The organism is Microbacterium wangyouchuni (assembly GCF_054072595.1).
Window position 1 is genome coordinate 115,565 of the sequence record NZ_JBSVRM010000007.1, and the last position, 19,963, is coordinate 135,527.

19 protein-coding genes are annotated in these 19,963 nt (G+C 65.0%); 7 read left to right on the top strand and 12 right to left on the bottom strand.

Annotated features, from left to right (window positions below; all coding sequences use genetic code 11):
• The first annotated feature begins 89 nt into the window (after nucleotides 1-89).
• The gene (locus ACW5CM_RS13220) at nucleotides 90-1,154 is read left to right on the top strand and encodes a M4 family metallopeptidase (RefSeq protein WP_457125264.1); all 1,065 of its coding nucleotides are present in this window, start codon (nucleotides 90-92) and stop codon (nucleotides 1,152-1,154) included.
• Nucleotides 1,129-1,479, top strand: coding sequence for a protealysin inhibitor emfourin (locus tag ACW5CM_RS13225; protein ID WP_457125265.1), 351 nt, complete (start codon nucleotides 1,129-1,131; stop codon nucleotides 1,477-1,479). Before ACW5CM_RS13220 ends, ACW5CM_RS13225 begins: the two co-directional genes overlap by 26 nt.
• On the opposite strand, the gene ACW5CM_RS13230 is transcribed toward ACW5CM_RS13225, so the two are convergent.
• Nucleotides 1,445-2,512 carry a mechanosensitive ion channel family protein gene (locus ACW5CM_RS13230; RefSeq protein ID WP_438252694.1) on the bottom strand — a complete coding sequence of 356 codons (1,068 nt, stop codon included), beginning with the start codon at nucleotides 2,510-2,512 and terminating at the stop codon, nucleotides 1,445-1,447. The genes ACW5CM_RS13225 and ACW5CM_RS13230 overlap by 35 nt on opposite strands.
• Nucleotides 2,513-2,636: 124 nt before the next feature.
• Here ACW5CM_RS13230 and ACW5CM_RS13235 point away from each other — a divergent pair, with 124 nt between their 5' ends.
• Genes ACW5CM_RS13235 through ACW5CM_RS13245 form a run of 3 tightly spaced genes read left to right on the top strand, consistent with a single transcriptional unit; the run spans nucleotide 2,637 to nucleotide 4,548 of the window.
• Entirely contained in the window at nucleotides 2,637-3,539 is a 903-nt protein-coding gene (locus tag ACW5CM_RS13235) for a VOC family protein (protein WP_457125266.1), read from the top strand.
• 7 nt (nucleotides 3,540-3,546) lie between these two features.
• A complete protein-coding gene (locus tag ACW5CM_RS13240) occupies nucleotides 3,547-3,774 on the top strand; it encodes a hypothetical protein (protein WP_457125267.1) in 228 nt (75 codons plus the stop codon).
• 48 nt (nucleotides 3,775-3,822) lie between these two features.
• On the top strand, nucleotides 3,823-4,548 hold the full coding sequence (locus ACW5CM_RS13245) for a ribonuclease H family protein (protein WP_457125268.1): 726 nt from the start codon (nucleotides 3,823-3,825) through the stop codon (nucleotides 4,546-4,548).
• A 48-nt stretch (nucleotides 4,549-4,596) separates the two neighbouring features.
• Here ACW5CM_RS13245 and ACW5CM_RS13250 read toward each other — a convergent pair whose 3' ends face one another.
• The 6 genes from ACW5CM_RS13250 to ACW5CM_RS13275 are packed head-to-tail and all read right to left on the bottom strand — an operon-like array spanning nucleotide 4,597 to nucleotide 10,145.
• Nucleotides 4,597-5,286 (bottom strand): TetR/AcrR family transcriptional regulator, encoded by a 690-nt coding sequence (locus ACW5CM_RS13250; protein ID WP_457125269.1) that lies wholly within the window; start codon nucleotides 5,284-5,286, stop codon nucleotides 4,597-4,599.
• A gap of 46 nt (nucleotides 5,287-5,332) precedes the next feature.
• A complete protein-coding gene (locus tag ACW5CM_RS13255; protein WP_457125270.1) occupies nucleotides 5,333-6,307 on the bottom strand; it encodes a phosphotriesterase family protein in 975 nt (324 codons plus the stop codon).
• A 19-nt stretch (nucleotides 6,308-6,326) separates the two neighbouring features.
• Nucleotides 6,327-7,370, bottom strand: coding sequence for a DctP family TRAP transporter solute-binding subunit (locus tag ACW5CM_RS13260; RefSeq protein WP_438252688.1), 1,044 nt, complete (start codon nucleotides 7,368-7,370; stop codon nucleotides 6,327-6,329).
• Complete coding sequence (locus ACW5CM_RS13265; RefSeq protein WP_438252687.1) at nucleotides 7,370-8,329, bottom strand: shikimate dehydrogenase; 960 nt, start codon at nucleotides 8,327-8,329, stop codon at nucleotides 7,370-7,372. Before ACW5CM_RS13265 ends, ACW5CM_RS13260 begins: the two co-directional genes overlap by 1 nt.
• Nucleotides 8,326-9,600 carry a TRAP transporter large permease gene (locus ACW5CM_RS13270; RefSeq protein ID WP_457125271.1) on the bottom strand — a complete coding sequence of 425 codons (1,275 nt, stop codon included), beginning with the start codon at nucleotides 9,598-9,600 and terminating at the stop codon, nucleotides 8,326-8,328. The genes ACW5CM_RS13265 and ACW5CM_RS13270 overlap by 4 nt, the downstream gene beginning before the upstream one ends.
• Nucleotides 9,597-10,145 carry a TRAP transporter small permease gene (locus ACW5CM_RS13275; RefSeq protein WP_438252685.1) on the bottom strand — a complete coding sequence of 183 codons (549 nt, stop codon included), beginning with the start codon at nucleotides 10,143-10,145 and terminating at the stop codon, nucleotides 9,597-9,599. The genes ACW5CM_RS13270 and ACW5CM_RS13275 overlap by 4 nt, the downstream gene beginning before the upstream one ends.
• A 109-nt stretch (nucleotides 10,146-10,254) precedes the next feature.
• On the opposite strand from ACW5CM_RS13275, the gene ACW5CM_RS13280 reads away from it, so the two are divergent.
• On the top strand, nucleotides 10,255-12,024 hold the full coding sequence (locus ACW5CM_RS13280) for a sugar phosphate isomerase/epimerase and 4-hydroxyphenylpyruvate domain-containing protein (RefSeq protein WP_457125272.1): 1,770 nt from the start codon (nucleotides 10,255-10,257) through the stop codon (nucleotides 12,022-12,024).
• A 94-nt stretch (nucleotides 12,025-12,118) separates the two neighbouring features.
• Here ACW5CM_RS13280 and ACW5CM_RS13285 read toward each other — a convergent pair whose 3' ends face one another.
• From ACW5CM_RS13285 to ACW5CM_RS13295, 3 genes are all read right to left on the bottom strand, one after another.
• The gene (locus ACW5CM_RS13285; protein WP_457125273.1) at nucleotides 12,119-13,105 is read right to left on the bottom strand and encodes an SRPBCC family protein; all 987 of its coding nucleotides are present in this window, start codon (nucleotides 13,103-13,105) and stop codon (nucleotides 12,119-12,121) included.
• A 1-nt stretch (nucleotide 13,106) separates the two neighbouring features.
• Nucleotides 13,107-13,466: an ArsR/SmtB family transcription factor gene (locus ACW5CM_RS13290; protein WP_438252682.1), complete on the bottom strand. Its 360-nt coding sequence runs from the start codon at nucleotides 13,464-13,466 to the stop codon at nucleotides 13,107-13,109.
• Nucleotides 13,467-13,593: 127 nt separating this feature from the next.
• The gene (locus ACW5CM_RS13295; protein ID WP_457125274.1) at nucleotides 13,594-16,893 is read right to left on the bottom strand and encodes a M66 family metalloprotease; all 3,300 of its coding nucleotides are present in this window, start codon (nucleotides 16,891-16,893) and stop codon (nucleotides 13,594-13,596) included.
• 303 nt (nucleotides 16,894-17,196) lie between these two features.
• On the opposite strand from ACW5CM_RS13295, the gene ACW5CM_RS13300 reads away from it, so the two are divergent.
• Nucleotides 17,197-17,688: a single-stranded DNA-binding protein gene (locus ACW5CM_RS13300; protein ID WP_457125275.1), complete on the top strand. Its 492-nt coding sequence runs from the start codon at nucleotides 17,197-17,199 to the stop codon at nucleotides 17,686-17,688.
• Nucleotides 17,689-17,698: 10 nt separating this feature from the next.
• On the opposite strand, the gene ACW5CM_RS13305 is transcribed toward ACW5CM_RS13300, so the two are convergent.
• The gene (locus ACW5CM_RS13305; RefSeq protein ID WP_457125350.1) at nucleotides 17,699-19,378 is read right to left on the bottom strand and encodes an ABC1 kinase family protein; all 1,680 of its coding nucleotides are present in this window, start codon (nucleotides 19,376-19,378) and stop codon (nucleotides 17,699-17,701) included.
• Nucleotides 19,379-19,951, bottom strand: a complete 573-nt coding sequence (locus ACW5CM_RS13310) for a PadR family transcriptional regulator (protein ID WP_457125276.1) — start codon at nucleotides 19,949-19,951, stop codon at nucleotides 19,379-19,381. It abuts the gene before it with no gap.
• Nucleotides 19,952-19,963: the final 12 nt, after the last annotated feature.

Sequence of the window (19,963 nt, forward strand, 5' to 3'; positions counted from 1 at the left end):
CGTGTCACCGCCCCAACACGCCGCGGCGCACACACTCCGTCTGGGATCCGGCACTCGAAAGCGTCCGTCCCTGCGCGTATGGTCGCGGTATGGACCACTGCGCACACGGAATCGTCCCGGCGTACCTGCTCGCGCGCGTCGCGCAGTCGGGGCGCTTCACCAAGGCGGCGGATGCTGCGCGCCAGACCCTGCTTGCTGGTCGGCCGCCGTTCCGCGCCAGGATCAACCTGTCGATCGACGAGCACGGCGACCTCATCGCGGAGTTGACGGATGCTCCGAACCGCACGATCAGCGACGCACAGAACACCGAGAAGCTCCCCGGACTCGTCGTGCGCGCCGAAGGCGACCCCGCCGTCGCAGATGCCACCACCAATGAGGCGTTCGACGGCCTCGGCGCGACGTTCGAGCTGCTGCTCGCGGCGTTCGAACGCAACTCCCTCGATGGGCTCGGCGCACGCCTGGACGCCACCGTGCACTACGGCATCGACTACGACAACGCCTTCTGGGACGGCGAGCGCATGGTGTTCGGTGACGGCGACGGCGAGGTGTTCCAGGGCTTCACTGGTTCGCTCAGCGTCATCGGTCACGAACTCGCGCACGGCGTCATCCAGCACACCGCGAATCTCGAGTATCAGGGGCAGCCGGGTGCCCTGAACGAATCGATCGCCGACGTCTTCGGTGCCTTGACCGAACAGTTCAGCGCAGGCCAAACCGCAGATCAGGCGACCTGGCTGATCGGCGCTGGCATCTTCACCGACGCGGTACAGGGCACAGCGCTGCGCTCGATGCTCGAGCCGGGCACCGCCTATGACGATGACGAGCTCGGCAAGGACCCGCAGCCCGGACACATGCGCGATTTCGTGCAGACCACCGAGGACAACGGCGGTGTGCACATCAACTCCGGCATCCCGAACCGCGCCTTCGCACTGACCGCCCGCGCCCTGGGTGGCCACGCTTGGGAGCGTGCGGGCCTGGTCTGGTACCGCGCGCTCACCGGTGGCCTGTCGCCGACAGCGACGTTCCGCCAGTTCGCCGATGCCACCGTGGCCGCAGCCATCGGGGAGTACGGTGAGTCAGAAGTCGCCGCGGCCGTGCGCGACGCCTGGAGAACCGTGGGAGTCTTCGAGGATGAACGAGATCGACGCGCCGAATGACAGCGCAGGAACCGCCTCGCCCGTCATGATCGCCGTCGTGCGATCAGGTGGGGTCGCCGGCATCCGTCGCCGCTGGGAGGTGGAGCCGCCTTATCCGGACGTCGATGTCTGGATCACGTTGATCGAACGCTGCCCCTGGAGCGACCCGAAGGAAACCTCACCCGGCGCTGACCGCTATGTGTGGAGCATCCGGGCTCGCATAGCCCGCGAGGAGCGCGAACGTGAACTGGCCGAATCCGAGCTGACCGGCGCGTGGCGGGAACTCGTCGACGCGGTGCGCGGCGCAGCCGCTACTGCGCCGGACGCTCCAACGTCACCCGCGTGACCGGCAGCGCCTCGGGGTGCTCCTGCTGCAACCAGGTCACGATCTTCTCGCGCACGAGGCAGCGCAGATCCCACTGATCGTCGGAGTTCTTCGCCGAGATCTTGAACCGCACCGTGACGTAACCGCCCTCGGATCCGGTGACCAGGACGTTCGCGGAGCGGCGGTCCCAGGCATCCGATCCCTCGATGATCTCCATGAACTTCTCACGGACAGCATCCACCGGCACGCGCCAATCAAGGTCCATGTAGACGGTGCCGAGGATCTTCTCCGAACGCCGAGTCCAGCTCTCGACCGGGTTCGTCGTGAAGTAGGTGCACGGCAGGATGAGCCGGCGCTCGTCCCAGATGTAGACGACGACATACGACAGGTTGATCTCGCCGATCGTTCCCATTTCGCCTTCGATCACCACGACGTCGCCGACTCGGATTGCACCGTTGAACGCGATCTGCACCCCGGCAATCAGGTTTCCGAGGGTTGACTGCGCGGCAAGGCCGGCGACGATGCTGACGACACCGGCGGATGCCAGGATGCTGGTACCCACCGCCCGCACCTCCGGGAATGAGAACATCACCACACCGACCGCGATGATCGAGATCAGTACCACGACCAGGCGGTTCAACACCGTGAGCTGGGTCTTACGGCGTCGCCCCTCAGCACTTGTGGCGTCGCTGCGGGTGCCGTCGTATTGCATGAGTTGTTCCATGCCGAAGGTGACCAGCGTCGACAGCGACCACGCCCCCACCAAGACGACCGCGATCAGCAGAACACGTTCGAGCACCGCCCACCACTCGAGCTGGGCAGGCTCAGTGAAGGCGAACGTGATCCAAACCGCGATGAGAAATACCAGCACCATTCCGGGAGTGCGGATGCGCCGCTCAAGGTCCCGGACCCACGCTGCACTCCCATGCGCCCGACCGGCGATGAACCGCGCGCCGATCACGACAGCGGCGACAGCGATGACAGCGATCAGCAAGGCGATCGCCGTGCCCAGCCAGGAACCCCAGTTGAAGTCGATTGCAATCGAGGACGCCATCCCCCCACCCTAGATGCGCCGCCCGAACTGTGCTCAACCCCCTTGCATCCGCCAGCTCTCGGGAGCACGCTGGATTCGAGCAGGACAACCGTGCGAGGGGATCCGAACGCAACAAGGAGTCGTCATGTCCCAAAAAATCGTCCCGAACATCTGGTGCAACCAGAACGCCGACGAGGCCGGCGCGTTCTACGCCGATGTCTTCCCCGACACCACCGCGACGGTGGGGGCAACGTATCCGAACGAGATCGACGAGTGGCAGGCGCAATTCGCCGGTAAGACGCTCACCGTCGACGTCGCGATCGACGGCTATCTGCTCACCTTGATCAACGCCGGGGATGAGTTCCGCCCGAACCCTTCGGTGTCGTTCATGCTGAACTTCGATCCGTTGCGCTTCGATGGCGACCGCGACACAGCACGCGCGAGCCTCGATGAGACGTGGGCGAAGCTCAGCGATGGCGGTTCCGTGATGATGGAGCTCGGCGAGTATCCGTTCAGCCCGCGCTACGGGTGGGTTCAGGATCGCTACGGCGTCAGCTGGCAGCTGCTGCTGACGAATCCGGAGGGCGAGCCGCGGCCCTTCGTGATCCCGCAGCTGATGTTCGCCGGTCCCGTCCAGAACCTGGCGCGCGAGGCCGCGACGTTCTACTCATCGCTGTTTCCCGCCGCCGGAGTGGGCTTCATCGCGGAGTATCCGGAGCAGACCGGACCAGCGGATGCCGGCAGCGTGATGTTCGGCGAGTTCCGCCTGGCCGGGCAGTGGTTCGCGATGATGGACTCGGCGATCGTGCAGGACTTCACCTTCGACTGCGGCGTATCCCTCGAGGTGCGCTGCACCGACCAGGCCGAGATCGACGAGTACTGGAACGCGCTGAGCAGCATGCCGGAGGCTGAACAGTGCGGTTGGCTGGCCGATCGCTACGGGCTCTGCTGGCAGATCGTGCCGGAGAACATGGGCGAGCTGATGGCGCGCCCAGGCGCGTACGAGAAGATGATGCAGATGAAGAAGCTCATCATCGCCGACTTCTGAGGATTCCATGGGACTGTTCGCACAACGACCTGAAGAGAAGAGCGCCTGGGCGGCGCTGCCCGGCGAGCCGCAGGAGGCGGATGCTGTCGATCACCTGGATGCCCCCTCCGCTGTCGATCCACTCGATATCGGTCTCGGACTCGGTTTCGCTACCGAGGTGACCTCGATCGTGTTCCCTGTTGCACCGCCGGCCCCGGAGGCCGCTGTCATCGAGACAGCTGAGCCGAAAGACTGACGCGCCGCCGCGCCCGGGCGACGGCGGCCGGGCGGTTACGGTTGAAGGATGACGATCACCGCCGCAGCAGACGGCTCCGCCCTGGGAAACCCTGGCCCCAACGGCTGGGCCTGGTACATCGACGATGCGAACTGGGCGGCCGGCGGATCACCGCACGGCACGAACAACCAGGGTGAGCTGCAGGCCGTGCTGGAGCTGTTGCGGGCGACTGCTGGCAGCAACGAATCGCTGCTGATCATGTGCGACAGCAAGTACGTCATCGACTCAATCACCAAATGGATGCCGGGATGGAAGCGCCGCGGATGGCGCAAAGCCGACGGTGCTCCCGTGCTCAACCGCGACCTGATGGAGTCGCTCGATGAGGCGATGCAGGGCCGCGATGTGAAGTTCGTCTGGGTCAAGGGCCACGCCGGTCACGACCTGAATGAGGCCGCCGATGTACGGGCGAATTCGGCCGCGAAGGCGTATCAGGCCAAGCGCGAGCCGAACCGCGGGCCCGGGTTCATGATGGGCGGCGCGGCCGCTTCGACCGGCTCAGCGAGCGAAGGTCAGCCGGCCGCTGAGCCCCAACCGGTCCCTGAGCTTGCCGAAGGGTCCGGCCGCCCCCAGCAGCTGTGGGCCGAGGCATCCGATCTTCTCGACGGTCTGAACGTCTCGGCCGCCGAGCCCGTCACCGTGCAGGTCACGCTGACCGCCGACGAGCATTCCCGCCTGCGCGATCGCGCCGCAGGCCAGGCGATCTCGCTGGACGAGGCGCTGCGCCGCCTGATCTGACCGCCCGCACGGCTGCTCCCACCCGTGCTCCGGTCGCACTTGGTGCTGCTATCTCGCGGGTTTAGCAGCACCAACTGCGACCGGAACGGTGGAGGCGGTCATCCAGGCAACGACGACGTCACCGATCATCGAACGCAGGTGTTCGCGCCGTTCCTCGGCGAGCAGATCCCGATCGAACAGGTACCCGAAAGTGTGCTGGTTGGCGACCTGGAAGAAGCAGTACGAACTGATCAACAGGTGCACGTCGAGGGCGTCGACGTCGGCGCGCAGCGAGCCCTCCGACCTCCCCCGCTCCAGCACGACCTCGAGCACGTCGACGGCCGGCTGATTCAGTGTGCGCAACCCCTCAAGCCGTTTGATGAACTCGCCGTGGTGGATGTTCTCGATCGAGACGAGGCGGATGAAGTCCGTGTGATTGCGGTGGTGGTCGTAGGTGAGCTCCGCGATCTGGCGCAGTGCTTCCACGGGCGGCAGGTCTCCGGCGTGGATCGCCTGCTCCGTCTCACGGATGCCGCGGTACGCGTTCTCGAGCACAGCAAGGTAGAGCTGCTCCTTACCCCCGAAGTAGTAGTAGATCATCCGCTTCGTCGTCTGCGTGCGCTCGGCGATCTCATCGACCCGAGTGCCGGCGTACCCCGACTCAGCGAAAGCCTCGGTGGCGACTGCGAGCAGCTCCGCGCGCGTGCGCTCGGCGTCTCGTTTGCGCACGATCGGCTCAGCCACAACACTCTCGGTCATCACATCTCGTCTCTCTTGGCGCAGCGGTCCAACCGCTGTGCACACATCATGCCCCACCCGCGAGCACTCGTCGCGGATTCACAGTCATCAGCTGATGCACGGTGGCATCGTCGACACCGGCGGCACGCAGCTGCGGCAGCACGGTCTCGCACAGGTACGACATCTTCCAGTCGGGCGTATGCGTCGCCCGCCACGATGGCGGCGTCACCCGACTGAAGATCGCCGCGTCATGCGAGAGCACGATGCGTGCGGCGTATCCGGCGTCGAGCAGTTCGAGCAGCATCCGCACTCGATCCTCGTCGCGTGCAAGATGTGTCATGCCGAACCGGTCGAACCCGAGATAGGATCCCCGATCGGCGAGCCCCCGCAGGTATGCGAGGTCGGTGGAGTCACCGCTGTGCCCGATCACCACGCGGTCTAGCGGAACGCCGAGCCGTTCGAGTTCGTCCTGCTGGGCGATACCCCCGTGGGAGGCCGCATGCGAATGGGTCGTGATCGGCACGCCGGTGCGTCGGTGTGCTTCGGCAGCCGCCGCGAACACCCGCGCTGCATCGGGAGTGAAACCCGCGGCATCCGTCGCGATTTTGATCATGCCCGCGCGCACTGCCGTGCCGGAGATCCCCCGCTCGATGTCTCCGACGAAGAGGTCGACGAGGGGATCGGGACCGTCGACGACGAGGCCTGGGCCGTTGAGCCGGAAGAACGGGGAGAGCACCTCGGCCGCGTAGCATCCGGTCGCAGCGATGATCTGCACCGGCACGCGTGCGGCGACCTCGGCGACCCGGCGCACGTCGCGCCCGAGTCCGGGCACCGTCAGGTCGACGACGGTCCGCACTCCCAACGAATGTAGCTCGGAGAGCGTGGCGACAGCCTGTTCCAGATAGGCATGCTCATCCCATTCCGGATGAGGCATATTGATGTCGAGTTCCGGGTCGGTGACGAAGATGTGCTCGTGGATGAGGGTCATCCCGAGCGCATCTTCGTTCACCTCCCCTGTGAACGTGGGTACCGAACGCGTCATGCAGAAACGGTCATCCAGATCACTTTGCGGTCGAGCGGATGGCTTCGTAAACGGTGAGCGAGTCACCGGTGAGGACACCGCTGAGGTATTCCTCGGCCTTTTCGCTGAATGCGTCACGGTCAACGTCTTCGATGACCTCCCAGTCATCTCCGGTGCGCCACTCTTCGAGGAGCGCCTCTTCGTCTTCGGCGACGCAGCTGGTCACCTCAGTGACCGCCGTCTCGGTCGCAGCGGTCAGCGCCTGCTGCTGCTCATCGCTGAGCTCGTCCCAGACAGGACCGACGATGACGAGGTTCGTGTTCAGCTGGTGCGAGCTCATGCTGACGTAGTCCTGAACCTCCTTCAGGTTCGAGGCCACGATGTTGGTGATCGGGTTCTCCTGACCATCGACCGTGCCCTGCTGCAGGGCGAGGTAGAGCTCCTCGTACGCGACCTCGGTCGCCTCAGCGCCGAGCGCCTTGGCGTTCATGAGGAACTGTGGGGATCCGGGGAACCGCATGCGCAGACCCTCGAGGTCCTCGGGTGTGCGGATCGCCGTGTTCGCCGTGAACTGACGTGCACCGGCCGACCACGCGCCCATCGTGTGCACGCCTGATGCCTCTTCGAAGTCCGCGGTGACGGTGTCGGATGCATCGCTCGCCATGAACGTGGCGAGGTGGTCGGCGTCATCGAACGCGTATGCCGAGTCGAGCACGCTGATCGGTTCGTAGACCGCACCCAGCGCAGATGCACCCTGGATGTCGATGTCGATGTCACCGGATGCCACGGACGCGATGCGGTCCGCGTCGCCACCCAGCTGGCTGGATGGGAAGATCTCGATCTCCAGGCCGACGCCGGCGGCGTTTACCTCGTCAGCGATCACCTGTGCACCGCAGCGGTGCTGCGGCTGGTCCTCGTTGTAGCTGTGGGCGAGCGAGAGCTTCTGGACGGTGCCGGCATCGGCATCGCCGCCGCCATCGCCGCCGGTGGTGGTTTCTCCTGCGCTGGAGCAGGCAACCAGCATCATCGCCGGTGCTGCGACCAAGGCGAGCCACATTGTTCGCCGAGTGCGTCGTGCATTCATCACTTTTCTCCTCTTTCTGGTGCTGTTTGGGGTGCCACGCTCTGTGCTGTCGCGGTGGCGGGGGTCATGGTCGCTTCTTGGGCGACCAGGTCATTGAGGTCGGCGAGCATCGCCTGACGGTCCGCACGCTTTCCTGTGAAGATCTCGAAGGCGTCGGCGGCCTGGTGCATGGCCATGCCCAGCCCCGACATGGTGCGGATGCCGCGGGCGCGAGCAGCCTTGAGCAGCGCCGTTTCCGCGGGACGGTAGACGATGTCTGCGACGCGAATGGCGTCCGGGAGAAGTGCAACGTCAAACGGCGTGCCGGGGTGGGCGGCCATGCCCATTGGCGTCGCGTTCACGATCAGATCGGTGTCTGCGATGAGCGCCGGGAACTCGTCGACATCGGCCGCGCGAACGGTCGCGGTTGTTACTGCGCGGACCTGCGCGGCGAGCGCGTCGGCACGTTCGCGCACCTGATCGATGAGGATCAGCTCATCGATTCGCAACTGTGCGAGCGCCGTCGCGACAGCCGAGCCCGCTCCCCCGGTGCCGAACAGCACGACGCGTCGGAGGTGCTCGTCACCGAAGGCGTCTGTCACTGCAGCGGCGAAACCGGTGACGTCGGTGTTGTGGCCGATGGCGCCAGCATCCGTGAACACCACGGTGTTGACTGCGCCGACGGCGCGGGCGCTGTCGCTGAGATCATCCAGGAGCGGGATGACTGCCTGCTTGACCGGATGCGTGATGTTTAGGCCGGTGAACCCGAGGCGACGTGCCGCTTCGAGTAGGGGGCGAAGCGCCCCGCTCGTCGCCTCGCTCTGATCGATGTCGATCGTGCGATACACATAGTGCATCCCGTGCCGTGCGCCTTCGAACTCGTGCATCGGCGGGGTGAGCGACGGTGTGACGCCCTCGCCGATCAGGCCGATGAGCACGGCAGGACGGCGAGTGTCGACCGCAGCAGGCGCGAGCGTCATAGACCCAGCACCCCCGGCAGCCACATAACTGCACTCGGGAACGCGATGATCAGCACGCAGATCACCAGCAGCGGAATGATGAACGGCAGCGATCCGCGGAACACCTCGCCGATGCGCGTCTTCGACACGGCTGCCGTCACGAACAGCACGGTTCCGACCGGCGGGGTCAGCAGGCCGATCATCAGCGAGAGGATCATCAGCAGACCGAGCACGATCGGGTCGACGCCGATCTGGTTGCCGATCGGAAGAATGATCGGAACCGTCAGCACCAGGATCGCGGTCGCATCGATCACGGTGCCGAGAATCAGCATCAGGACCGTGACAAGGATGAGGAATACCGTCGGGCTGTCGGTGATGGCGAACACCAGTTCGGTGAGCATCTGAGGCAGCCGCTCACGAGCCAGGATGTAGCCGAGCAGTGACGCTGAGGCGACGATGATCATGATCGACGCGGTCGTGGTGGCGGTCTCGGTGAGCGCGTTGATGAAGCTCTTCAGATTCAGCGAGCGCTGGATGAGGCCGACGAGAATGATGTAGGCGACACCGACTGCTGCGGCCTCGGTTGGGGTGAAGAATCCTCCGAGGATGCCACCCAGGATGATGAACGGCGCGAGCAGCGGCAGGATGACGCCCTTGCTCGACGCGACGAACTCGGCGCGGTCGAAGGTGCCCTTCTTCACGTTGGGCATCCGCCTGACGAGTGCCCAGACGACAATGCACAGGCCGAGCGCCATCAGCAGCGCAGGGATAACGGATGCTGCGAACAGCGCTCCGGTCGAGACTGCGGCAAGGCCCGCGTAGATCACGGCGGGGATGCTCGGCGGCATGACCGGTGCGATCAGGGATGACGTCGCCGAGACGCCGGTGGCGAAACGGCGGCCGTAGCCGGCACGCACCATGGCCGGGATCTGCACCTTGCCGAGGGCGGCGGCATCGGCAACGGCGGAGCCACTCATCCAGGAGAAGCCGACGCTGGTTCCGACGGCGACGTAGCCGAGGTTGCCGCGGATGTTCGCGAGTCCTGCCTGAGCGAAGCGGAACAGCCGGTCGGCGATGCCGGCGTGGTTGGCCAGGGCGCCGAGGAAAATGAACAGGGGAACAGCGAGCAGCGGGAAGCTGCTGGCGGCGTTGGTGACGGTGCGCAGCGCCATACCGAGCGACTGTCCCTCGATGGCCATGTAGACCAGCGACGGGCCGAGGAATGCGAACGGCACCGGAACGCGGAGTGCGAGCAGAAGGCCGATCGCGAGTACGAGAAAGAGAAGAGTCACAGTCCTGCCACCTCCGGCTGGTCTTCCTCGACGTCGGCGGCGACAGGGCCGTGCATGGCGATGTCTGCAGCCGCGAAGAGCGCGCGAATGGTGGTGCTGACGGTGCCGATGAGCACGGGGATGTAGACCCAGGACATCGGCACGCGCAGCACGGGGGACTTCACGATGCCCTGGGTTTCGATCAGCGCCCAGGCCTCCATGCTGAGTCCGAAGCCGGTTGCTGCGACAACGATGAGCGAGAACACCTGGATGATGCGCACGGTCATCGGGTTGCGTAACGAGTCGACGAGTTCCAGGGCGATGTGTCCGTGGCTGGTGACCAGGATGCCCATGGCCGCGAATGTCGCCCACAGCAGCGCGAAGCGGGCAAGCTCGCCGGTCCAGGCGATGCTTTCGACGGGCAGGTATCGCTGCAGTGCCTGGTAAAAGACCAGGACGAGAATCACCATGACAGCGAGAGCGCCGATGGCGAGTTCTATACCGGTGATGACACGCACAATGCGGCGCAGCACGCCGGTGCGGTGGGGTTGCTGATGTTGAGTCACGACGTCTTTGTCCTCGGGATCGATGATGCTGGAACTGAATGTACCGGTTAGTACATTGATTCAGCAACACCTCTGGGAAATTAATGTACAAACTGGTACGTTCACTGCCATGCTCACCTCAATCGCTTCCGTCTGCCTGTCCGGCGGACTCGTCGATAAACTCCATGCCTGCGCTGAAGCCGGCTTCGATGGCGTCGAGATCATGGATGCTGATCTCATCGCCGCGCCGGAATCCCCCGAGGAGATTCGCGCGCTGTGCGACCGGCTCGGGCTGCGCATCGACATGTTCCAGCCGTTCCGTGATGTCGAGGGCGTCACCGACGACGTCTTCGCCGACACCCTGCGGCGGGCGGAGGCGAAGTTCCAGATCATGAACCGCCTCGGCACCGATCTGATGCTCGTCTGCAGCAACGTCGGCACCGCCACGATCGACGATGACGAGGTGGCGGCGCGCCAGTTGGGTGAGCTGGCCGATCGGGCAGCGGCGCACGGCATCCGTCTTGCGTATGAGGCGCTGGCCTGGGGAAAGTACGTCGACGACTACCGGCGCGCCTGGGAGATCGTGCGGCGCGCGGATCGGCCGAATCTCGGTATCTGTCTGGACAGTTTCCACATCCTTTCGCGCGGGCACGATCCAGCCGGCATCGAAGAGATCCCGGCCGAGAAGATCTTCTTCCTGCAGCTGGCCGATGCCCCGAAGCTCGACATGGACGTGCTCAGCTGGAGTCGCCACCACCGACTGTTCCCCGGTGAAGGCGACTTCGACCTCGTGGACTTCATGACGCATGTGGTGCGCGCAGGCTACGCGGGACCGTGGTCGCTGGAGGTGTTCAATGACACGTTCCGACAGACCGATACGGTGCGAACTGCCGCACATGCGCACCGGTCGCTCGCCTGGCTCGCCGATCGGACCGCCGCTGCAAACGGGTGGGACGACGGTCGGCTCGGGGAAGCGCCGACGGTGACCGGTCTCGATTTCGTCGAGGTGGCCGGCACAGATCTCGCCGAGGTCGACGAACTGCTCGCCCAACTCGGATTCGCGTTCGAGGGGCGTCACCGCTCCAAGCCCGTGCGGCTGTGGAGCGCGGGCGCTGCACGCGTGATTTTGAACGAGCAGGTGCGCCATGATGAGCCTCGGCTGTCGGGGATCGGGTTGCAGGTGGCGGATGCTGAAGCCGCTGTCGACCGGGCGATCGCGCTGGGGTCGCAGAACATATTCCGCCGCACGTATGAAGGTGAGCAGGCGCTGCGCGGCGTCGCATCTCCGGACGGAACGCAGGTGTTCTGGAGCTCGCTGCCCGTCGAGAAGTCCTGGCTGCAGGAGTTCGATGGCGGTACCGGCGCGGTGGACGGACTCGTCGGCGAGATCGACCACATCAATCTGGCATATGCGTGGCAGGACTTCGACGAAGCGGTGCTGTTCATGTCGAGCGCGCTGTCACTGCAAGCCGAGCCGCCGGCCGACGTACCCGGCCCGCACGGGCTGATCCGCAGTCAGGTCATGCGCACACCGGATGGAATCGTTCGGGTGCCCATCAACCTGGCCCCGCCCACGGCGCCGAGGCCGGCACGCCATATCGCCGTGCGCACCGATGACGTGTTCACGGTCGCCCGCCGGGCGCGCGAACGGGGTATCGACCACCTCCGGATTCCGGCGAACTATTACGACGACCTCGGTGCGCGCTTCGGGCTCTCCCCCGAACTACTGTCATCGCTGCAGGAGCTGGATCTGCTCTACGATCGCGATGCCGCCGGCGAGTTCATCCACTTCTACACCCGCACGATCGGTGACGTGTTCTTCGAAGTGGTCGAACGCCGCGGCGGCTACGACGGCTACGGCGGCGCGAATGCGCCGATCCGGTTGGCCGCACAACGGTAGATTCTCGCCCGCCCCGCGCGCACAACTCCTGAAGTTCACGCAGTTCGGCCCCGAATCTGCCGGATCCGGGGCCGAACTGCTGATTTCTCAGGAGTTATGAACGCGTGGGGCTGAGCACCTCGCGCTCGAGACGGGCAAACGACTCCTCCATGCCATCGGCCATGCCGGTGGCGAGGATCATGTCGCGGGTCTCCAGGTCGGGGTACTCGATGAGCACCGTGACCAGGGTGGCGCCATCCTCCTCGTAGAGGTTGAGGTCGTTGAGCGTCTGCGTCGGCATCCCCTGCATCCGCTCTGTCGTTACAGCGCGACGCGGGGCATCGATGAGCAGGACTTCACCCTCGAACCCGAATGGCTCGCCCTCGGTGTCACCGACCGGCGCCCAGGAGTTGCGGTAGCTCTCACCAACCGTCGTGGTGGCCACGCACTCCGTCATCTCCCAGCCGTCGGGTCCGAGCATCCACTGCTTGATCAGATCCGGTTCATGGTGCGCGCGCCAGACGAGTTCACGCGGGCCATCGACGAGACGCGTGATGCGCACATGGGTGTCATCGAGCAGCTCGACGCGCGTGCCCTTGCCCTGGGCATAATCGCGCAGGTCCTGCAGTACGGCATCCAGCTGGCCCATCGCCATCTTCGTGCCCTCGATCGCGCCCATCGCGACGACCTGCTCGAGCGCTTCGGCCGAAGTGAAGTAGCTGGTTGTGACCATGCGTGTACTGTCGCCGGATGCTTCGAATGAGAACGCCATGCGCATGGCGGGGAAGCCCTCCAACGGCGTGCCGTCATCGTCGACGAAGGAATCGAGCACCTCGAACCGGTGTGGCTCCTCGATCGCGAGGAACTCCCAGGCCCCCGAGGATTTCTCGCCCTGCGGACTGGTCATGTGATAGATCGCGCGACCGCCGACGGCGTGGTCCCAGGTGGTGAAGGTGGCGGGCCACCCGGGAGGACCCCAGAACCGTTCGAGCTGGCGCGGATCGCTATAGGCCGCCCACACGCGCTCGACCGGTGCTACGAGGTCGGCGACGACGGTCATGGTGAGGTTCTCAGCATCCGTGGTGACATCGGTGACAGGCATTTCACTCTCCTTGTTGTTTGGGCGCCGGCGTCTCTGCCAGCAGGTCGTCGAGGCGGGCGATGCGCGACCGCCACAGGGCTTCGTATTGGGCGAGCAGCGCCCGAGCGCGTGCGATCATCTCAGGATTCGCACGGACGAGCCGCTCGCGTCCCTCGGCGCGCTTGATGATGAGACCGGCGGCCTCGAGAACGGCGACGTGCTTCTGCACGGCCGCGAACGACATGTCGTAGTCGCCCGCGAGCATCGAGACAGATTGCTCGTCGTTGATCGTACGGCGCAGGATGTCACGCCGCGTCTGGGCAGCAAGCGCTTGGAAGACACGGTCGATGTCCGTTTCACTCAATCCCATTCGTGCAACCATTTGGTTGTACGTTACGCCCGTGCGGATGCTGCGTCAAGGGCGGGCGCCGCCACCGCCACCGTGCTGTCGAACAAGATATCGGCCGACCCCGCAGATGCGGAGCCGGCCGATATTCATGAGTCGTTCGTCAGGAACGCACGCGGCGGATCATCAGTACCGCACCGCCGGAGAGCAACAGCGCCAGGGCTGCGCCCAGCGCGATCCATGCCGGTGAGCCACCGGTGGTCGCAAGGTCTCCTGCCGGCTCGACGGCAACGGGAGGTGTCTCGCCGCCGACAGCATCGCTGACGCCGCCCACTGCGGTTTCATCCGCAACGTTTCCAGCACCGTCCGGCGCCGCATCAGGAACGGCAACCGGGTCAGTCTCGGTGGGGGCGGGGGTGGGTGTGGGTGTGGGGGCGCCCACCGCATCTCCGATACCGCCCTCGACCGGCGCTGCGGGCTTGTCACCAGCATCCGGCGCTGGCGCCTCAGTGTTGGGAGCATCCACGTCGGGGTTCTCTCCCGGCTCGACGACAGGTGCGTCACTCTCGACGGGAGCGGGCTGCTCACCCTCAGCAGGTTTGTCGCCTTCAACAGGCTTGTCACCCTCAGCAGGCTTCTCACCCTCAGCAGGCTTGTCACCCTCAACGGGCTGCTCGCCCTCCGCGGGAGTCTCGTCGTCGACCGGCGTAGAGCCGATCTCGTCGATCGCGTCGCCGATTCCGCCGGTCACTGGCTCGTCCGGAACCTCGGTCGGAGTTTCGTCAACGGGAACCTCCTCGGCCGGGTTGCCCTCAACGGGTGCCTCGACGGCAGGCTTGTCGACTTCCTTGGTTCCAGCGAGAAGGGCGAGGCCATCTGCGCTGAGGTATGCCAGCAGCGGGTTGGTGTTCGTCTTGAAGCCGACCCAGTACTGGTTCGTGGTGCCCGACACCCCATATGAGGTCACATACGAGGTCTTACGGTTGTAGTCCATTGCACTGCGCGTATTCGAAGCACGCACAACGGTTGAGTCGCCGTTCAAGACCCAGCGCTGTTCGATGTTGTTCAACGAGCAGTCAGAAACCCCGTACGTACCCATATGCGTGACGCACAGGTTCGGGTTCTGGGCGCTGTGGATGCGACCCGCGATGTCAACGAACCAGGTTTCCTTGTGGTTGTCAGCACATTTCTGATCAGCATCCACTCGCAAAAGGTTCTTGTCATCGAGGTAGAGGCAGCGTCCCTGGTTGACGGTCACAGCCGAACCGGCCGGAGTGTCGACTGCACCATCAGCATCGGCATACCCGCGATCCTCGAGGAACGAGGCGAGTTCAGGCAGATCTGCTGCGGTGACACCCTTACCTCCGTGCTCAGCAAGGTAGGCCTCGACCGTGAGTGCATCAGCAGTCAGTTGCAGGATCCGTTCCGCGACGCGACGAGCCTTCATGCTCAGCGGGGAGAGATCATCTGCCCACCCCTGGAGGATGATCATGTCCGGGACGCTCAGCACCGGGGCACCAACATTCTCGAGTCCGAGAAGGGTCGCTTCCAGCTTGCGCAGCTCCTGCTCGCGGAGCGCATCGAACCCGTCATCCATGCCGACGACGACCGCAGCGGGCATCGGCTCGAGGTCAGTGGCGATCGTGATGGGCTCGCCCATGTTGGTCGTCTGCTTCTCGACCCGGCACGAGATCTGCGCACCGGTCGGGCGCTCGCTCTCGGCGATGTTCACGTTGAGCTGCTTGACACCGTCACTGGCATCCAGGGCGATGTACTGCGTGGCAGCATTCTGGAAGGTGACCTCGACCCAGCACGCACGATCGTACGACTGGATCTGCGGGTCCACCTGCGGCAGATCGAATGTCACACCGTAGTTCGAGCGGAATGCCGGGTACATCAGCGTCTGCTCGGGCTTGGCCGGGTTGTATCCACCGAGAAGGGTGAACACCGGCACACCGACCTGCTTGGGAGCAAGCATGTTGAATTCGGGGTTCGCCTGCTTCGCATCGACCCAGGCGCCTGCCTTCTCATCCCAGTCGCGGTAGCCGCTCGGGTAGGACGTGTCCGCGACAAGATCCCGCAGGTAGGTCTGGATGCGCTTGAGAGTGTAGCGAGTGTGGTGGGTGTAGTCGGAAACCGGGCTGGCATCCCAGCCACCGGCCATCGCGTCGGTGTTGAAGTTGTAGCGACCGGCCAGGTTCTCACGGAAATCCATGCCGTTGATCGACGGGAACGGCCGGTACGCACGCTGGTCAAGGTTTGAGCGCATGAGCCCCCGGTAGGCGATGTATCCCCATCCCGAGTCCATGTTGTGCGAGGCGTCGCGGACGATGTCATCGCCGGTCGCCTTGTTGTTCACACCCGGGTAGTGCCCGATACCGTAGGAGTGACCGAGCTCGTGGCTCAGCTCATTTCCGACGGAGTCGTACAGCGTCGCCATGCCGTTGCCACCGGACAGGCCGTGGCGATGACGGCCGTTCGAGTAGAGCCCAGCGGAGTGGTGGATGACGCGCTGGTTGGTGCTGCCCGGCTGGCGCTGATTCATCGGGGAGCTCGTGATGCCCCACGTCGCGAGGTTGATGCCGGTGGAGACCTGCGCCTTTCCGACGTTCTCGCGCATGGTGCCTGCGTAGACGCTGCCGATACGGGGATCCGGGCTGTCGACGGTGTAGATGTCACCCGAGTGGACGATGACCTTGTCGAGTTCGACGTCCTCGTACTTCGCCATGGTGAGCCTGGACAGCGGGATCGTCTGGAAGTAGTCAGTCGCACCCGACGCCGGGTCGTTGAGGAAGCGCTGTCCGTTGGCTACGGGCGGGAAGGTGAGCATGCCCAAGCGGATGTTGTTGATGACCATCTCACGCGGCGCACCGACATCGACTGTGTCGAGCGTTCCGGTGCGTCCGGCGCCGTCGGTCACCGTAAGCGTGATGCCAGGTTGCACCCACTCGTACGGGAGTTCGACCGACCACGCGCGCAGCGAATATGCCACGGTTCCGCGCGAGTCAAAGCTCTGATCAGCATCCGGGAGCAGATTCGGGTGTGCGAGGTCGACGGTGCCCTTGACCTCGCCCTTGACCTTCACCTCGACCTTCAGGGAATCGACAACCGTGGTCGGTGTGACCATGAGCAGCGCAATACGATCGGCGACCAGCGTCGGTCCTTCGTGCGCTGCGTTGTCGGTGGGGTCGACGGTGGTCATCTGCGCGAACTCGACCATCGCGCCGAGATCGCCGGTGAGGTCGTTGCGGATCTCACGCTCAGAGCCGTCGCGTGTGTAGTCGTGGAAGCCGATGTCGGCGGATGCGCGGTAGCTGTCGGTAACCGGGAGAGCCGTCGCTGCAGCGGCGGCTGTCTCCTGAGAGGCAACCATCGGCACGGCGAGGGCTGCGACGCAGAGCGAAGCGACGAACCCTGTTCTCATCCGCCGAGCGGTTGACAGCGTGAATTTGCTGGGGGGCATAGTGGGGGATTTCCTCGATTGGGGGGAACGAGTCAGGCCGCGCCAGGTGGACACGACCGTGTAGGCAGTCGATCAGCGGCGACTGCTCGACTGGCGAGCATTTTGCGCAGACCCTTACCAAATTCTTATCCAGGATACTGCACGCTGCGGTCATTAACTCAGTAGCAGGGCGATTCGTCGCGATTAGGGGCTCGGGTGCGTTCGCACGCCGAGAATGTCGGATGCCCGATCTACAGTGAGCACGTCTCACCGATGAGACAGTCTCGATACGAGATACAGACATACGGAACCGGAGTGAAGAACATGAACGAGACGACTCTCACCATCGTGGGGAACCTGACGGCCGACCCCGAACTGCGCTACACGCAGTCGGGTGCGGCGGTGGCGAGCTTCACCATCGCCAGCACGCCGCGCTCATTCGATCGCCAGGCGAACGAATGGAAGGACGGCGAGGCGCTGTTCATGCGCTGCTCTGCCTGGCGCGACCTCGCAACGAACATTGCCTCATCAGTGTCGAAGGGCAGCCGGGTGATCGCCTCCGGGCGTCTGCAGCAGCGCAGCTACCAGGATCGCGAGGGCAATTCGCGGGTCAGCATCGAGTTGCAGATCGACGAGATCGGGCCCTCACTCCGGTACGCGACAGCGCAGGTGACGCGCGGGGATCGGTCGGCGCCGGTAGCAGCTGTGTCAGCGACGGTGCCCGTAGTGGCGCCAGCGGGCGCGCCAGTTGCGGTGGACGCAGCGGCGCCCGCGTCGGATGCTGGGTGGGCGGCGGTCGACGAGACGCCGTTCTGATGTCGGGGCTTCAGCGCCGGCCACCGAAGAGCGCATAGAGCAGCGGCGCCGCCGAAACAATCATGAGCGCCGCTCCCAGCGCGGGCAGCGGCGTGAGCAGTAGTGCGCCGCCGACGAGCATGCCGGCGAACAGGACTGCGGCAACCGCGCGACGGCCGATGCTCATCACGATGTCGAGCCGCCGTTCGAGGCGGGATGTGTCGAACGTCACCGTTCCGTTGTCAATACTGGTGATGACGTTGTCGATGCGCTGCGGCAGCCGCCAGGTGACGTCTGCGGTGCGGAGTGCTCGACGGGCCAGTTCCTGCACGACGTTGCCGCTCTCATCGCGGATCAGGCGCGCGGCATAGGGCTCGGCCGCGTCCCAGACATTGAAGGCGGGGTCAAGCCCGCTACACATGCCTGAGGTGAGCGAGACCGCACGGATGAGCAGCAGCATATCTTCAGGCAGCTGCAGCGGAAGCGACCGCACGACATCACCGAATTCGGCAGCGAAGGCGCTGAATTCCTTCGGGTCGACTTTGCTGAGTTCGGCGACGCCCATCCCGCCGAAGCGTGCGAACAGGGCGGTCAGGGCACGTTCGAGTTCGAGGGTGTCGGCGGTGGGGAGTAGCATCCCGATTTCCTGCGCGGAATCCACCAGGCCTTTGCTGTCGCGCCCGGCGACGGCGATCAGCAGCGTTCGCAGCCCGTCACGCAACCCGTCTGGCACCTCGGCCATCATGCCGAAATCGACAAAGGTGAGTCGCCAGCCTGTCCCCGTCGCTGTTCCCTCCCCCGATGCGGGCGTGACGAAGATGTTGCCCGGATGCGGGTCGGCGTGTACGAAACGGTGACTGAACACCTGGTCGAACATGACCTCGGCGAAGACCTTCGCGACCTCAGTCGGGTCGATCCCCGCCGCGCGCAGGGCCGTACCGTCATTGATCTTGATCGCGGTAACGTCCGACAACGTCAGCACGCGACGGGTGACGCGTTCCCAGACGATCTGTGGGGTGTTGACACGAGGGTCGTTGGCGAAGTTGTCCGCGAAGCGTTCGGCGTTCGCTGCTTCGTGCAGGTAGTCGATCTCCTCCAGGCTGGTCTGGGCGAACTCCTCGACGAGGGCTGGCGCATCGACACGGCTGGAGACGAGGCGGATTCGGCGCAGCCAGCCGGCGACGCGGCGAAGCGCGGCGAGGTCGGTGGCGACGATCTCGTCGATGCCGGGACGCTGCACCTTCACGACGACGTTTCCGAGTCCGGTATCGGCGGCGTCGAGTGCGGAGAGGCGGGCGCGGTGGACTTGGCCGAGCGATGCGGCCGCAAGCGGTTGCTCATCGACCCAGGCGAATGCGCGTTCGAGTGGAACGCCGAGTTCAGCTTCGGCCAGTGCTTTGATGTCTGCGAAGGAGACAGCGGGGACTTCGTCTTGCAGCCCGGCGAGCTCATCGGTGATCTCGGGCGGGAGAACGTCAAGACGAGAGGAGAGGAACTGCCCCACCTTGATCATGAGTCCACCGAGCTCGATTGCGAGCACGTGGAATCGTTGGGCCAGTCGCTGCATCCGTCCGACGCGAGTGCGCTCCGTGACGCGCGAAAGGCCGACGCGTGGCAGGAACAGCTCGAACCACCACAGCTGCACCAATTGCCTGGCGGCGAACGCGATGATGCGGCGGTAGCGTGCGCGGTGGGGACTCACTGCCCCGATTCACTTCTCGGCGAGGATCGCGTACAACCGGCGCCGTGCGTCTTCGAGTACGGTCACCGCTTCCTGCACCTGTGCGGGAGAGCCGGTGCGAGCGACCTGCGCGGCCGCGCTGGCGAGATCGATTCCCGCTTTCGGCAGCGCAGTGTGAGTTGATCCGTCGCGGGAAGAAAACGCGGCCCATGGTGCTGGCTTTTCGGCTGCGATCTCGGCTTCTTCACGCCCAGCACCGGTGAGCGAGTAGGTTTTGCGGCCGTTCTGCTCTTCTGCGGTGAGGAGTCCTTCGTCAGCCAGGAGCTGCAGCGTGGGATAGACCGATCCGGCGCTGGGTTTCCACGCGCCCCCGGAGCGCTCTTCGATCTCATGGATGATCTGGTACCCGTGCATCGGCTCTTCGGCGAGGAGCGTGATGACGGCCGACCGCACATCTCCGCGCGCCATCCGCGAGGGCCCCGTGCGCTGCTCGAAGGATTTCCTGAGTTGATCCATCGCATCGAAGATCGCGGATGCCGGACCGCCGGCACCGCCGAACATAGCTCCGTCGCCGAACGGGCTCGAAGGGAATGACGTGCTCATGAGGACCTCCCG

Excerpts from the sequence above, each read along its gene's own strand:
- ACW5CM_RS13285 (WP_457125273.1), bottom strand. The coding sequence starts at position 13,105 with ATGCCTGTCACCGATGTCACCACGGATGCTGAGAACCTCACCATGACC.
- ACW5CM_RS13295 (WP_457125274.1), bottom strand. The coding sequence starts at position 16,893 with ATGCCCCCCAGCAAATTCACGCTGTCAACCGCTCGGCGGATGAGAACA.
- ACW5CM_RS13250 (WP_457125269.1), bottom strand. The coding sequence starts at position 5,286 with ATGACCGAGAGTGTTGTGGCTGAGCCGATCGTGCGCAAACGAGACGCC.
- ACW5CM_RS13290 (WP_438252682.1), bottom strand. The coding sequence starts at position 13,466 with ATGGTTGCACGAATGGGATTGAGTGAAACGGACATCGACCGTGTCTTC.
- ACW5CM_RS13260 (WP_438252688.1), bottom strand. The coding sequence starts at position 7,370 with ATGAATGCACGACGCACTCGGCGAACAATGTGGCTCGCCTTGGTCGCA.
- ACW5CM_RS13235 (WP_457125266.1), top strand. The coding sequence starts at position 2,637 with ATGTCCCAAAAAATCGTCCCGAACATCTGGTGCAACCAGAACGCCGAC.
- ACW5CM_RS13265 (WP_438252687.1), bottom strand. The coding sequence starts at position 8,329 with ATGACGCTCGCGCCTGCTGCGGTCGACACTCGCCGTCCTGCCGTGCTC.
- ACW5CM_RS13280 (WP_457125272.1), top strand. The coding sequence starts at position 10,255 with ATGCTCACCTCAATCGCTTCCGTCTGCCTGTCCGGCGGACTCGTCGAT.
- ACW5CM_RS13230 (WP_438252694.1), bottom strand. The coding sequence starts at position 2,512 with ATGGCGTCCTCGATTGCAATCGACTTCAACTGGGGTTCCTGGCTGGGC.
- ACW5CM_RS13225 (WP_457125265.1), top strand. The coding sequence starts at position 1,129 with ATGAACGAGATCGACGCGCCGAATGACAGCGCAGGAACCGCCTCGCCC.
- ACW5CM_RS13310 (WP_457125276.1), bottom strand. The coding sequence starts at position 19,951 with ATGAGCACGTCATTCCCTTCGAGCCCGTTCGGCGACGGAGCTATGTTC.
- ACW5CM_RS13240 (WP_457125267.1), top strand. The coding sequence starts at position 3,547 with ATGGGACTGTTCGCACAACGACCTGAAGAGAAGAGCGCCTGGGCGGCG.
- ACW5CM_RS13245 (WP_457125268.1), top strand. The coding sequence starts at position 3,823 with ATGACGATCACCGCCGCAGCAGACGGCTCCGCCCTGGGAAACCCTGGC.
- ACW5CM_RS13300 (WP_457125275.1), top strand. The coding sequence starts at position 17,197 with ATGAACGAGACGACTCTCACCATCGTGGGGAACCTGACGGCCGACCCC.
- ACW5CM_RS13220 (WP_457125264.1), top strand. The coding sequence starts at position 90 with ATGGACCACTGCGCACACGGAATCGTCCCGGCGTACCTGCTCGCGCGC.
- ACW5CM_RS13255 (WP_457125270.1), bottom strand. The coding sequence starts at position 6,307 with ATGACGCGTTCGGTACCCACGTTCACAGGGGAGGTGAACGAAGATGCG.